The 13,209-nt window shown below is 59.0% G+C and carries 13 protein-coding genes; 9 read left to right on the top strand and 4 right to left on the bottom strand.

All coding sequences use genetic code 11. The features are described from left to right. Positions 1-7 precede the first annotated feature (7 nt). Both larB and serB read right to left on the bottom strand, forming a co-directional pair. Complete coding sequence (larB, locus tag HF320_RS08150; RefSeq protein ID WP_169277853.1) at positions 8-790, bottom strand: nickel pincer cofactor biosynthesis protein LarB; 783 nt, start codon at positions 788-790, stop codon at positions 8-10. 114 nt (positions 791-904) lie between these two features. Beyond that, entirely contained in the window at positions 905-1,594 is a 690-nt protein-coding gene (gene serB, locus HF320_RS08145; RefSeq protein WP_169277852.1) for a phosphoserine phosphatase SerB, read from the bottom strand. Between the two features lie 360 nt (positions 1,595-1,954). On the opposite strand from serB, the gene aspS reads away from it, so the two are divergent. Beyond that, positions 1,955-3,709, top strand: coding sequence for an aspartate--tRNA ligase (gene aspS, locus HF320_RS08140; protein ID WP_169277963.1), 1,755 nt, complete (start codon positions 1,955-1,957; stop codon positions 3,707-3,709). A gap of 66 nt (positions 3,710-3,775) precedes the next feature. Here the strand turns inward: aspS and HF320_RS08135 are convergent, their stop codons facing one another. Further along, positions 3,776-4,990 (bottom strand): chloride channel protein, encoded by a 1,215-nt coding sequence (locus tag HF320_RS08135; protein ID WP_211159026.1) that lies wholly within the window; start codon positions 4,988-4,990, stop codon positions 3,776-3,778. 410 nt (positions 4,991-5,400) lie between these two features. Here HF320_RS08135 and HF320_RS08130 point away from each other — a divergent pair, with 410 nt between their 5' ends. The 7 genes from HF320_RS08130 to HF320_RS08100 all read left to right on the top strand — a co-directional run bounded on the left by HF320_RS08130 (position 5,401) and on the right by HF320_RS08100 (position 12,189). Next, positions 5,401-5,646 (top strand): FeoA family protein, encoded by a 246-nt coding sequence (locus HF320_RS08130; protein ID WP_248276675.1) that lies wholly within the window; start codon positions 5,401-5,403, stop codon positions 5,644-5,646. A 120-nt stretch (positions 5,647-5,766) separates the two neighbouring features. After that, positions 5,767-5,988, top strand: a complete 222-nt coding sequence (locus HF320_RS08125; protein WP_169277850.1) for a FeoA family protein — start codon at positions 5,767-5,769, stop codon at positions 5,986-5,988. Positions 5,989-6,096: 108 nt separating this feature from the next. After that, on the top strand, positions 6,097-8,652 hold the full coding sequence (gene feoB / locus HF320_RS08120; RefSeq protein ID WP_169277849.1) for a ferrous iron transporter B: 2,556 nt from the start codon (positions 6,097-6,099) through the stop codon (positions 8,650-8,652). A 234-nt stretch (positions 8,653-8,886) separates the two neighbouring features. Then, positions 8,887-9,087: a hypothetical protein gene (locus HF320_RS08115; RefSeq protein WP_169277848.1), complete on the top strand. Its 201-nt coding sequence runs from the start codon at positions 8,887-8,889 to the stop codon at positions 9,085-9,087. Between the two features lie 66 nt (positions 9,088-9,153). After that, the gene (locus HF320_RS08110; RefSeq protein WP_211159025.1) at positions 9,154-9,528 is read left to right on the top strand and encodes a hypothetical protein; all 375 of its coding nucleotides are present in this window, start codon (positions 9,154-9,156) and stop codon (positions 9,526-9,528) included. 303 nt (positions 9,529-9,831) lie between these two features. Then, the gene (locus HF320_RS09160) at positions 9,832-9,978 is read left to right on the top strand and encodes a glucuronate isomerase (RefSeq protein WP_169277961.1); all 147 of its coding nucleotides are present in this window, start codon (positions 9,832-9,834) and stop codon (positions 9,976-9,978) included. Between the two features lie 261 nt (positions 9,979-10,239). Next, positions 10,240-12,189, top strand: a complete 1,950-nt coding sequence (locus HF320_RS08100; RefSeq protein ID WP_169277847.1) for an NAD(P)/FAD-dependent oxidoreductase — start codon at positions 10,240-10,242, stop codon at positions 12,187-12,189. Here the strand turns inward: HF320_RS08100 and HF320_RS08095 are convergent, their stop codons facing one another. Further along, positions 12,190-12,405: an RpiB/LacA/LacB family sugar-phosphate isomerase gene (locus HF320_RS08095; protein WP_169277771.1), complete on the bottom strand. Its 216-nt coding sequence runs from the start codon at positions 12,403-12,405 to the stop codon at positions 12,190-12,192. It abuts the gene before it with no gap. A 101-nt stretch (positions 12,406-12,506) separates the two neighbouring features. Between HF320_RS08095 and HF320_RS08090 the strand changes: the two genes are divergently transcribed. Further along, positions 12,507-13,199, top strand: coding sequence for a GntR family transcriptional regulator (locus HF320_RS08090; protein ID WP_169277846.1), 693 nt, complete (start codon positions 12,507-12,509; stop codon positions 13,197-13,199). The last annotated feature ends 10 nt before the right edge of the window (positions 13,200-13,209 follow it).

The following is a 13,209-nucleotide window of genomic DNA, read 5'->3' as shown; positions in this document are numbered from 1 at the left end:
ATGCTCCTTAACGGGCGCAGGGCGTGCCGGCGCTCAGATGATTGATAAGACTTGCCTGATAGGCGGCGCCAAAGCCGTTGTCGATGTTGACGACCGAAACGCCGCTGGCGCAGGAGTTGAGCATGGCGAGCAGTGCGGCCACGCCGCCAAAGCTCGCGCCATAGCCCACGCTGGTGGGAACGGCGATGACCGGACAGCTCACCAGGCCGCCGATAACGCTCGCCAGGGCGCCCTCCATGCCGGCGATGGCGATGACCACCTGCGCCTGGGCGAGTTCCTCGGCATGAGCGAGCAGGCGGTGCAGGCCGGCGACACCTACGTCGTAGAGGCGGTCGACCTCGTTGCCGTAGAACTCGGCCGTCAGTGCCGCCTCTTCGGCGACGGGCAGATCGCTCGTGCCGGCGCAGGCGACGACGATGCGTCCGTTGCCGGTGGGGGAGGGCTTGCCGCCCACGAGGGCGAGCTGCGCGTCCGGGACATATCCCAGTTCGATGCCATTGTCGAGGAGCTCCGAGGTGCGGGCTGCCTTCTCGGCGTCCAGGCGCGTGACCAGGATACGCTCCTGGCCGGCATCGCGCAGTGCTTCGATAATGGCGGCAATCTGCTTGGCGGTTTTACCGGCGCCGTAGACAACCTCCCCGGCCCCTTGGCGCACTCCGCGCGAAAGATCGAGCTGCGCAAAGCCCAAATCGGCGGTCGGAGCCGTCTGGATGCGCGTAAGGGCGACTGCCGGGGTGACTGATCCGCTGGCAACATCGCTCAGCAGCTGCTCAAGATCTCGCTTATCCATATATGTTCCCTTCGACGGCGCAAAGTCTAGCACTCAAAGGGTATGTTTCCGAACACTAAGACAAAATTGTTCGGAAACTATAGGACAGACTGATTCAATTGTTAGACAGATCAGCTAGTCGCGCAGGATGATGTCCATGGCGAGCATCAGGTTGCGCTCGTCGATGGTAAACGGGGCTGCCTCGCGGGTCTTGGGTTTGGCGCAAAACGCGATGCCAGTGCCCGCGGCCTGGATCATGGGGATGTCGTTTGCCCCGTCGCCCATGGCGACCGTTTGGGACAGGGGAAGGCCGAGCTCCTGCGCCCATGAGCGAAGGGCGTCGAGCTTGCGCTCGCGCGTGACGATTTCTGCCGCAAGTTTGCCTGTGAGCTTGCCGCCTTGTACCTCCAGGCGATTTGCCAGACAGTAGTCGATACCTGCCGTCTCGACGATGCGGTCGGCGACCTCGTGGAAGCCGCCACTTACCACGCCGACCTTCCATCCGCGCGCATGCGCTACCTGCACTAGCTCGAGTGCGCCCGGCGTGAATGTCACGCGCTCAAAGGTGCGGTCGAACACTTCCTGTTCAAGGCCCGCAAGAAGCCCCACGCGCTCTTCGAGCGCTTGCTTGAAATCGATTTCGCCGCGCATCGCGCGCTCGGTGATCGCCGCAACCTGCTCGCCGACGCCCGCTTCCTCGCCCAGCAGGTCAATGACTTCCTCATTGATGAGCGTCGAGTCGATATCCATCACGATGAGGCGCATATCGGCGGTGCGGTGCTCTTGTTCGTTGGCGGCGCGGGAAGATTTGAACGATGCGGTCATGGGGGCTCCTTGCGATCGGTTTGGACCACTGTAGCGCAATGGAGCGTTTGAGGCAGGAACCGTTTGTGATGTCATATGCGTTCCATGCACCGTATGCATCGTTGAGCGGGGAAGATACGCGTTGCCCTTCGCAGAGCTTTGGGTTTTGTGGTTGCGACTGTGTTAAGACTCGCCATGTGTCTGCACATTTTTGCGGCAGAGAGATGCGTTTCGCGTTAGACTAGTACGCCGTGCCGGATCGCGCTGTCTACACGCTCCGGCAATCTGTACGCCAGCCGCCCGTACGACACGGGGCGGCGCAGATCAAAAAAGGAGATATCTGTGGCAGACACCAGCACTCGTCCCATTGACGAGCACTCCATGCACACGCACACCTGCGGTGAACTTCGCAGCGAGAACGTGGGCGAGGAGGTTACCCTTACTGGTTGGGTAAGCCGCCGCCGCGATCACGGTGGCCTTATTTTCTGCGACCTTCGCGACCGCGAGGGCATTACGCAGCTCACGTTCGATCCCGAGCACTCCGACGGCGACGCCTTCAGGATCGCCGAGACCATGCGTCCCGAGTGGCCCATCAAGATCCACGGCGTCGTGCGCGCCCGTGGCGAGGAGACTACCAACACCAAGCTCGCAACCGGCGAGATCGAGGTCCTGACCGATCACGCCGAGGTGCTCAACACCTCCATGACCCCGCCTTTCCAGATTGAGGATGGTATCGAGACCAGCGAGGACACGCGTCTGCGCTACCGTTACCTGGACATCCGTCGTCCCGAGATGATGGCAAACCTGCGCCTGCGCTCCGACTTTACCTTTGCTATCCGCGAGGCGCTGCACAACCGCGACTTCATGGAAGTCGAGACGCCTTGCCTGTTCAAGTCCACGCCCGAGGGCGCCCGCGACTTTATTGTTCCCAGCCGCATCCAGCCGGGCAACTTCTACGCCCTGCCGCAGAGCCCGCAGCTTCTGAAGCAGCTGCTCATGGTCGGTGGTGTTGAGCGCTACTACCAGGTTGCTAAATGCTTCCGCGACGAGGACCTTCGCGCCGATCGCCAGCCTGAATTCACTCAGGTGGATATCGAGATGTCCTTCGTGGACCAGGATGACGTGATGAGCGCCCTCGAGGAGGTGCTGGCAGACGCCTTTGGTCGCATGGGCGTCGATCTCCCCACGCCGCTTCGTCGCATCCAGTACTGGGACGCCATGGACACCTATGGTTCCGACAAGCCCGATACTCGTTACGGTATGCACCTGGTTGACCTCACCGACGTGTTTGCCGATTCCAAGTTCAAGGTGTTTGCAAGCGCTGCAAACACCGAGGGCCATGTGGTCAAGGCCATTAACGCCAAGGGCGCTGGCACCTGGCCGCGCGCACAGATCGACAAGCTGGGCAACGTTGCCGCCAAGTTTGGCGCCAAGGGCTTGGCTTGGATCGCCTTCCGCGAGGATGGTTCCATGAACAGCCCCATCGTCAAGTTTTTCTCCGATGAGGAGATGGCGACCCTGCGTGAGCGCATGGATGTCGAGCCTGGCGACCTGGTGATGTTCGCTGCTGGTCCGCGTCTTGCTTCTGACGAGATTTTGGGCGGCATGCGCAGCCACATGGCCGGTGCCCTGAATATCGAGCGCGAGGGCCACGACTTCCTGTGGGTTGTCAACTTCCCGTTGTTCCACTGGGACGAGGAGCGCAAGGCGTATGCCGCCGAGCATCAGCCCTTTACGCTGCCTACCGAGAGCGATATCTCCAAGATCGAGGCCGATCCTCTGACAGCCGGCTCCTTTACGTATGACTTTGTCATGGACGGCTTTGAGGCTGGCGGTGGCGGTATGCGTATCCACAACGCCGATATGCAGATGGCCATGCTCAAGCTGCTCGGCTTTACCGAGGAGCGCGCAGAGTCCCAGTTTGGCTTTGTGCTTGAGGCGCTCAAGTTTGGTGCGCCCCCCATGGGCGGCTTTGCGCTGGGTCTCGACCGCGTGTGCATGCTGCTTGCCGGCTCCAGCTCCATCCGCGACGTCATGGCGTTCCCCAAGACGGCGAGCGGCTCCGACCTCATGTCGGCCGCCCCGAGCGCCGTCTCTGGCGCGCAGCTCAAGGATGTTTCCCTGCGTCTGCTGTAGGGTCGGGTTTGAGCTAAAACCAATACAAGAAAATGAGGCAAGGTCGTCAAGACCTTGCCTCATTTTTTAGGCGCGTTCCTGCAGCGTATAGATTGATTTATCCATGTTGAAGAGATATGCGACGGCGCAGACGATAAAGAACGCCGGAAGGTAGCTAAATCCAAAGACCTCGCAACCGATGAAGATGGGTGCGAGCAACGTATTGGTAGCGCCGCCGAACGTCGCGGTGTATCCAAGCGCCGCGCAAAGAAGAGGGTCGATACCAACAAGTCCCGATATGGCAATTCCCAGGCTGGCGCCGATGGAGAACAGGGGCGTTACTTCGCCGCCCTGGTAACCGGCGGCAAGCGTGACGATAGTGAGGATGAATTTAGCGATCCAATCCCAGGAGTAGATGGTGGCGCCGTTTGCGAAGGCTGCCGAAATCAGATTGGTGCCAAGTCCGCAGTAACGTCCCTGCCACAGGGCAAAGAGGAGTATCGAAAGGGCCACACCGATAACGCCGATGCGAACGTAGGGGTTGGGTGCCAGACGCCCCGCAAGGGTTTTGGCATGGGCGAGGCACCAAGCAAAGGCGCCGCCAACGATGCCAAAGACAACACCCAGGATGGCAAGTCGAGTGATTCCCGTAGCATCGAGCGAGACCGTTGCGGTGAGAGCGACCTCGAACTTCTCGAGTCCCAGGGCGCCCGAGGTTGCACTTGCGACAAGTGACGCGATCAGTGCGGGAAATAGCGCGCGATACTCCAAGCGGCCTGCCACGAGCACTTCGAGGGCAAAGACTGTTGCGGCAAGCGGCGTGCGAAAAAGCCCGGCGAATCCCGCCGCCATGCCTATAAGCAGGAAGGTATTGCCAGGATGTTTGAATGGCAGTTTGCGCCCGATCCAGTGCGAGACGGTGGCGCCGATCTGTACGGCTACGCCTTCGCGTCCAGCGCTGCCGCCAAAGAGGTGCGTTATCCATGTGCCGCCCATGATGAGCGGCACCAGGCGCAGCGAGATGCTCTCTTCGCGTCCGTGGCCCACATCGAACACAAGACTCATGCCGCGACTGGTGTTCTTGCCCCATGTTTTATAGCAAAAGGCGATGGCGAGGCCGGCGAGGGCTAGAAACGGCAAGAGAAATATAAGATGTGCATCTCGAAAAGATCCGATTGCCAAAAGCGCGCGACCAAAGATAGCGTCTATTGCGCCGATGATAAGGCCGATGGGGATGGCCGCGACCCCCATAATCAGCAGACCGCCGTAGGTTCTGGCGGCATGTCTTAGTTTATGGTCCATGCTGGTTCCTACCATCGTTTCGCTCCTTAATAAAAAAGACTTCTGCTGCATGGCGATTGCCCAGGGCAATGCAAGACAGCAGAAGTCATCAGCAACAAGGCGGTTTAGGGCTCGGCCTGGTAACGTGCCCGGTTTGGCCCAGCGGAGACATTCATTCCGCAGGCGAAATCATAACCTCGCAATCGGGCCGGGTCAACGGGGGATATTTGCCAAGGCGTAGGGGGTATTCGCTAAAAGTATCCAACAGCGTCAAGCGTTAGCCAATAGAAACATTTTTAAAAATAGCCGCGCAAGCCTTCCCAAAAAGTTAACCACGTGCTAGTTTGCTATAGTGAACATAGAGAGGCTAACTTTTTGGCATGCAGGCATTGTCAAAAGACCGCTCAATGTACGCAAAGGATGGAAGCGACATGACGAACAAACCCATGATGCCGGCACTGCCCCTTTCGCTGGTCAAGGCGGGCGAGACCGTCAAGGTTTCCCGCGTCAAAGGCGGCGATGACATGAAGCGTCACCTCAATGACATCGGCTTTGTCGAGGGCAGCGAGGTTCACGTGGTGAGCTCGAGCGGGGCAAATATCATCGTCACTATCTTGGGCGCGCGCTTTGGCTTGGACACCAAGGTTGCCCAACACGTCATGACCGTCGCTGCCTAGCCTATCCAAGCACATTTCGCATCGAGATTCTTGGCGGCCGAATGCGCACCGGTGGCCAAGATTCTCGTGCGTGAAGGTGATACGTAAATCGCGAACACGAGTATCCGGAAGGGGGATGCAATGAAAACTCTGGGAGACGTCAAGGTGGGCGAGGGCTCCACGATCGTGAAGCTGCACGGAGAGGGTGCACTGCGCCGTCACCTTATGGACCTGGGCCTCATCAAAGGCACGCCGTTCACCGTCGTCAAGGTCGCACCGTTGGGTGATCCTGTCGAGATCAACGTGCGCGGCTACGAGCTGTCTATCCGTAAGGAAGAGGCGGCTGTCGTCGAGGTTCAGTAAGTTGACCTAAACGAACATTTTTGCAGGTAAAGTTAGTAATTTCTAACTTAAATACATCCAACTCGGACGGCATGGAAGCAGTCCGAGCGCAATGGGAAGAAGGATTGCATGGCGGATTCTCAGATCCATGTTGCTCTTGCGGGTAACCCCAACTGCGGCAAGACCACGCTATTCAACCTGATTACCGGTGCCAACGGCTATGTTGGCAACTGGCCGGGCGTCACGGTTGAGAAAAAGGAAGCCAAGCTCTTGAGCGACAAGAGCGTGACCATCACGGACCTCCCCGGTATCTATTCACTGTCGCCCTACAGCCCCGAGGAGCAGTGCTCGCGCGACTACCTCATGAGCGGTGAGCCCGATGTCGTCGTCCAGGTGATCGACGCCACCAACCTCGAGCGCAACCTGTACCTGGCTCTCCAGGTCATCGAGACGGGTCTGCCCGTCGTGGCTGCCCTCAACATGGCCGACCTCGTGGAGAAGTCCGGCGACAAGATTGACGTCAAGAAGCTCTCCGATCGTTTGGGCTGCCCTGTCGTCATGATCTCGGCTCTTAAGAACAAGGGCATCGATGAGCTGTTCGCGCAGGTCAAGAAGTCTGCCGCTACTAAGGGTCGCGTGCCTGAGCACAAGTTCGACTCCGCTATCGAGGACGTTCTCACCCATATCGAGAATCTGCTTCCTGCAAGCGTTTCGGCCGAGAAGCGCCGCTACTACGCGGTCAAGCTGTTTGAGCGCGATGAAGCTGCGTGCAAGCTCATCAACCTCACGAAGGACCATGCCGAGCGCGTGGAGCAGCTCATCGCCCAGTGCGAGAAGGACTGCGACGACGATGCCGAGTCCATCATCACCGGCGAGCGCTACGGCGTGATCGCCCATATCATCGACGAGTGCCTCTCCAAGGCTCCGGCCAAGATGACCACTTCTGAGAAGATCGACCGCGTGGTTACCAACCGCATCCTCGGTCTGCCGATTTTCGTCGTGATCATGTTTGCCGTCTACTACATCGCCGTTTCCACGCTTGGTGGCACGGTGACCGACTTCACCAACGACCAGCTCTTCGGCACGGATGGCTGGTTCGTGCTGGGCCAGGGCCGCGACGCATATGACGAGGCGGCTGGCGAGTACACCCAGGCTCAGGCCGAGATCGACGCCTTCATTTCCGCTGCCGACGATGCCGGCGTGGACACCTCCGCCTACACCGATGCCGTCGATGCCGAGGACGGCGATGCTGCCGCCGACGCGCTCAAGACCATCGCAGCCGAGCCCGAGGCCGCGTCCGTGAAGGGCGAGGTCGAGGAGGACGAGGACGCCGGTACGGCTGCTGCTACCGTCACCGCTGCCCAGGCGGTCAAGGACCTCGATGTTGCCGAGCCCGACCCTGCTGACTACGGTCCGTTCGTTCCCGGCATCACCACTGCGGTGCATGACGCCCTCGTGGCGGGTGGCACCGAGGACGGCGGTCTTGTCGACTCCCTCGTCTGCGACGGTATCGTGGGCGGCATCGGTGCCATCATGGGCTTCGTCCCGCAGATGTTCCTGCTCTTTGTGATGCTTTCCTTCCTGGAGGACTGCGGCTACATGGCCCGCGTCGCCTTCATCATGGACCGCATCTTCCGTCGCTTCGGCCTGTCCGGTAAGTCGTTCATCCCGATGCTCGTTTCCTCTGGCTGCGGCGTCCCGGGCGTCATGGCCACCAAGACCATTGAGAACGAGAAAGACCGCCGCATGACGGTCATGACCACGACGTTCATTCCCTGCGGCGCCAAGCTGCCGATCATCGCCTTGCTCATGGGTTCGATCATCGGCGATTCCTCGACGAGCGCCAGCTGGATTTCTCCGCTCTTCTACTTCCTTGGCGTGTTTGCTGTCATCGCTTCGGGTCTGATGCTCAAAAAGACCAAGCTCTTTGCCGGCCGCCCGACCCCGTTTGTCATGGAATTGCCTGCGTACCACTTCCCGGCGATTCGTTCCTGGGCGCTGCACGTGTGGGAGCGCTGCTGGGCCTTTATCAAGAAGGCCGGTACGGTCATCTTCGCCTCCACCGTTGTGGTGTGGTTCCTCTCCAACTTTGGTATGTTCGAGGGTGCCTTTGGCTACCTGCCTTCCATGGAGGGCATTCCCGAGGAGTTCATGGACTACTCCGTGCTCGCCATGCTCGGCAACCTTGTAGCCTGGATCTTTGCTCCGCTTGGATTTAGCACCTGGCAGGCAACGGCCCTCACCGTTTCTGGTCTCGTAGCCAAGGAGAACGTTGTCGCGACCGCCGGTTCGCTCCTCTCGGTGGGCGATGTGGGCGAGACCGATCCGAGTCTTTGGACCGCGTTCGCCGCTATGTTCCCCACGATGGGTGCCTGCGTGGCATTTGGCGCCTTCAACCTGCTGTGCGCTCCGTGCTTTGCGGCTATGGGTACCATCCGCAACCAGATGAACTCCGGTAAGTGGACCGCCATCGCTATCGGCTATGAGTGCGCTTTTGCTTGGGTGATTGGTCTGATCATCAACCAGCTCTACGAGTTGATTGTGCTTGGCCAGTTTGGTTTCTGGACGATTGTGGCGTTCGTGCTGCTGGTGGGAATGCTCTTCCAGATCTTCCGCCCCATGCCTCACTTTGCATGGACGGACGAGGATGAGACCAACACCGCTTCTGCCGCGGTTTCCGCCTAAGCCAGAATAAAGATCTCCCTTTCCAAAAGCCCGGGTGTCCCAGCGACCTCCGGGCTTCTGGTGTATGGGGGTCAGGCTACTTTGCACCAAGTTGGTGCATGGGGCCAGTTACTTTTGCACCAGAAGTTGAGATGTGGCGTTTCCGCAGATAAAACCAACCAAAATAAACCTATCCCTTTTTTGCAGGTGGAGAATGGGATAAAGTAAGTGGTGGTTAACTAGAGGAGGCGTGCTATGGCACCTATCGATATTGTTGTACTGGCTGTTATCGGCATTGCGTTTGTTGTCGTGTGCGTGCGCATTTACCGCAAGGGCACCTGCGCCGACTGCGCTCAGGGTGGCGTTTGCACGGGACATTGCTCCAACAAAAAGACCTGTGCTGCGCTTAAAGGCGTGGACAAAATCGCCGAAGACTTGGGCCACGATATCAAATAGGCTCCGGACATCTAGGCGCCTCGCGAGCATTCGTTCGCGAGGCGCTTTGCACATTTGGGGGCGAGCGTGGTGATTGAGCTCGTCGACGGCGAGCGCCCGCATTCGAGCCGTTTGGGTGCAAGCTTGTCCGACTGTTCGACGGCAGGCAGCCTTATGGCCGAGCGGTCGGCAAATCTGGTCCACGCTTCTGGGGCTGACGATCGCGTGTTTCTCTTGACAGGCGACCCTTATAACGATTCGCACTATTTAACCGCCCGCGCCTTCCATGATTACTTGCGCGAACGCGATATTTCATGGCAGGTTGAGGACCTTGCCGCCACCCATGCGCAAACCATGCCGCCGATCGCTGCTGTGAACTTATGGGAATTTAGCCGTTTGGGCGGGTGTCCCTCTTGCGACGTACATTTTTTAGAGTATTCAGCATCGGCACGCCCCGAATGAGGTGTAAAATGATTATTTTTAAGTACTGCCAATGGTGTAATTTGCCATCGCGGCACTTATTTATGCCGATCGGGCACAATATGCGTACCAAATGGGGCATCGAGGACGATGCGCGGTGCGTTCTGATGCTGAATACTCCCAAAAATGTACGGCTGGACATGACCTACCTGGATAAAAGCGCTCAAATTCGGCGATCGGGGACGCCAGGCGATCAGCAATAGCTACAAGGTACGGCTCCAGCAACCGTTGAACAGAAAAAAGGCCTTTCAGCCCGTGGTAGTTAGGCGAACGCTCACCTAAAGGATAACGAGTGCGCTGTGTGCCCGCTTTACCTGTCGCAACCTGATCAAGCCGTCCAACATCTGCATGATCTGCGCTACCGACGCCCCCACCGACAGCTTTGAGTGGCACAAGAAGATTGTCGCTGGCTTTGATATCGTGCGCGATTGAATGCACGACGGGACCGTTCACGACTTCATGAACACTATGTTCTACGACGAAGGCATCCCAGCGACGAGACCAACGCAACGCTCGCTGCGACATTGTTCCTGTTTGGCACGCTAAGGGCCTCGTTCAGGAACTATTCCACCGCAATTTTTTGTGGGTCGAGTAGAAACAGGGAGAGCGTGTACGGTCGGGTACTGCGCGGTTGCTGATACGATAGACAAGCCAGTAACCGCCGCCGAGCGGCTCAAACGAAAGGAACCCTGTATGGAGTCCTCCGCCTACCCGATGCTCTTTAGTCCGATCAAGGTCGGTACGACCGAGGTCAAGAACCGCGTCTTTATGCCGCCGGTGTCCACCAACCTGGCCGATCATGGCTATGTGACCGATGACTTGGTCGATCATTACCGTGCCCGCGCCAAGGGCGGCGTGGGCCTGATCATCACCGAGGTCGTGACGGTCGAGCCTACCTATACCTATCTGCCGGGTGACATGTGCTGTTACGACGACACGTTTATCCCCGGCTGGGAAAAGCTCGCCGCGGCCGTCCACGAGTACGGCTGCAAGATCATGCCGCAGCTCTTCCACCCCGCCTACATGGCCTTTAACATTCCGGGCACGCCGCGCCTGATCGCTCCGTCCTTCGTGGGACCGTCCTATGCCCGCGAGGCACCGCGTCCTATTACGGTCGACGAGATCCACGAGCTCACACATCAGTTTGGCGACGCTGCCGTGCGTATGCAGAAGGCCGGCGTCGATGGCGTCGAGGTCCATGCGGCGCACGCCCACGGCATGCTCGGCGGTTTTTTGACCCCGCTCTATAACAAGCGTACCGATGAGTACGGCGGCTCGCTCGACGCTCGCATGCGCTTCTTGCTCGAGGTCATCGCCGAGATTCGCGAGCGCTGCGGCAAGGACTTTATCATCGATGTCCGCATTTCGGGCGATGAGTACACCGATGGCGGCCTGACCCTCAACGACATGGTCTACGTCTCGCGTCGTCTGGAGAAGGCTGGCGTCGACATGATTCATGTGTCGGGCGGTACCACCATCAAGCGCGGCTCCGCGATTCCCGCCGCCGGTACCCAGCAGGCCTCGCACGCTGCCTGCTCGCGCGAGATCAAAAAACACGTCAACATTCCTGTCGCCACGGTCGGCCGCATCAATGAAGCCTGGATTGCCGAGGAGCTGATCGAGGACGGCGCTGCCGACATCTGCATGATGGGTCGCGCCAATCTGTGCGATGCCGAGTTCTGCAACAAGGCCGCTGCAGGCAACGCCGACGATATCCGCCCCTGCATTGGCTGCCTGCGTTGCCTGAACGGCATTATGTTCGGCAAGCGCATCTCCTGCACCGTCAACCCGGACGTGGAGCGCGATGAGGCCGGCTACGAGCCTGCCGCCGAGGCCAAGAATGTACTGGTTGTGGGCGCTGGTCCTGCGGGCATGGAGGCAGCCTACATTGCCGCCAAGCGCGGCCACAACGTGGTGCTCGTGGACAAGCAGGACGAACCAGGCGGCGAGATGCGCATCGCAGCCGTTCCGCCGGCAAAGCAGGAACTCACGCGCGTGATCAAGTACCAGTATCGTCGTCTGGCCGAGGTCGGCGTGAAGTGCGTATTTGGCACCGAGCTTACTGCCGAGGACATTCAGCGCGATTACGCGGGTTACGAGGTTGTCCTGGCTTATGGCGCCGAGCCCATCGCTCCGGCCTTCATGCAGGGCTTTAAGCAGGTTATGACGGCCGACGACCTGCTGGGTGGCAAGGCTTTCCCGGGCAAGAAGATCGTCATCGTGGGCGGCGGCACCGTTGGCTGCGAGACGGCCGATTACCTGGCCCCGTTGGTCAACGACCTGTCGCCGGCCAATCGCGATGTCACCGTCATCGAGATGACCAAGACGCTTGCTGCCAACGAGGGCGGTGCCGGTCGCGCGGTGCTCATCACGCGCATGCTCTCCAAGGGCGTCCACGTGCTGACCGAGGCCAAGGTGACCGAGATTACCGAGGACACCATCAGCTACGAGAAGGATGGCGAGGTCCACACCATCGCCGATGCCGATACGCTGGTGCTTGCCATGGGCTATCGTCCCAATACCAAGTTGGCCGACGACCTGGCTGCAGCCGGTGTTGCCGCCCACGTGCTGGGCGATGCCCAGAAGTGTGGCAACATCCGCGATGCCATCGGCGATGGCTACAAGGTCGCCTGCGAGCTCTAGTCAATCCCTTGGCGCGTGGGGGCAGGTTGCTTTGCATCGACATGGTGCATGGGTATCTGTCCCCTGCACGTAGGTGAGGGACTTGGAGCCAGCGTCGGCATACATACCATAGTTAAAGACGGTGTGGCTCATGGACTCGACGGCCATTTTAAAGGCGGCCTCGATCATTGGGTTCTTGGAGTTCTGAGAGTTCTCGTTGATCAGAGCAATCTTCATTGCAAAATACCTCTCCCATCTCACTGCAACTGAGGGAATGGGGGATGCGATAGTATTACGTGGCGATATTCGACAAACCGTGAGCTTCATCCGAGGGCTTTATGGAACAGCACCAGCATTATCAGAGCTTGCAAGATCAGGCATACAACGCATTGCGCTCCAAGATTATCTATGCCGAGCTCAAACCCGGCACACGTCTTTCGGCGATTGGTCTGGAAAAGGAGACGGGAATCGGGCGCACGCCCATTCGCGAGTCCTTTGTGCGCCTGCGTGAGCAGGAGCTGGTGGAAACGCGTCCCAAAAGCGGCACCTACGTCTCTAAGATCAGCATGGAACGCGCCGAGAACGCCTGTTTCTTGCGCGAGAAACTCGAAAGAAGCGTGCTTATTAAATGCTGCTCGGCCGCCACGCCCGAGCAAAAGCATCGGCTCGAGCGGATTCTTGCCGAGTCCGAGTCGCTCGACCATAGCGAAACGCGTCGCTTTTTCGATCTGGACAACCTATTCCATGAGACGTGTTTTGAGATTGCCGGCCGCCATATGTTGTGGGATTGGATGAAGAGCATCAATACGCATTTTGAGCGATACAACTGGTTGCGTATGGTGTCGCAGGATCTGGATTGGGAGCCGATTCGTCGGCAGCATCGCCGGATTCTCGAGGCCATTAAGAGGGGCGATACCGACACGGCGAGCTATCTGGCAGAGACGCACCTGCACCTGATGCCCGAGGAACAGGGCCCGGTTATCGCCTTACATCCCGACTATTTTGAGCCGTCTAAAGACTCGGCTATCTAGCCCATCATCG

This window comes from Collinsella acetigenes (assembly GCF_012844445.1).
Lineage (GTDB): Bacteria > Actinomycetota > Coriobacteriia > Coriobacteriales > Coriobacteriaceae > Collinsella > Collinsella acetigenes.
The sequence above is the reverse complement of the archived record's forward strand: the minus strand, read 5'-3'. Positions and strand labels throughout refer to the sequence as shown.

Bases quoted from the DNA above. Each gene is read 5' to 3' on its own strand.
- larB (WP_169277853.1), bottom strand. From the start codon at position 790: ATGGATAAGCGAGATCTTGAGCAGCTGCTGAGCGATGTTGCCAGCGGA.
- serB (WP_169277852.1), bottom strand. From the start codon at position 1,594: ATGACCGCATCGTTCAAATCTTCCCGCGCCGCCAACGAACAAGAGCAC.
- aspS (WP_169277963.1), top strand. From the start codon at position 1,955: ATGCACACGCACACCTGCGGTGAACTTCGCAGCGAGAACGTGGGCGAG.
- HF320_RS08135 (WP_211159026.1), bottom strand. From the start codon at position 4,990: ATGGACCATAAACTAAGACATGCCGCCAGAACCTACGGCGGTCTGCTG.
- HF320_RS08130 (WP_248276675.1), top strand. From the start codon at position 5,401: ATGACGAACAAACCCATGATGCCGGCACTGCCCCTTTCGCTGGTCAAG.
- HF320_RS08125 (WP_169277850.1), top strand. From the start codon at position 5,767: ATGAAAACTCTGGGAGACGTCAAGGTGGGCGAGGGCTCCACGATCGTG.
- feoB (WP_169277849.1), top strand. From the start codon at position 6,097: ATGGCGGATTCTCAGATCCATGTTGCTCTTGCGGGTAACCCCAACTGC.
- HF320_RS08115 (WP_169277848.1), top strand. From the start codon at position 8,887: ATGGCACCTATCGATATTGTTGTACTGGCTGTTATCGGCATTGCGTTT.
- HF320_RS08100 (WP_169277847.1), top strand. From the start codon at position 10,240: ATGGAGTCCTCCGCCTACCCGATGCTCTTTAGTCCGATCAAGGTCGGT.
- HF320_RS08095 (WP_169277771.1), bottom strand. From the start codon at position 12,405: ATGAAGATTGCTCTGATCAACGAGAACTCTCAGAACTCCAAGAACCCA.
- HF320_RS08090 (WP_169277846.1), top strand. From the start codon at position 12,507: ATGGAACAGCACCAGCATTATCAGAGCTTGCAAGATCAGGCATACAAC.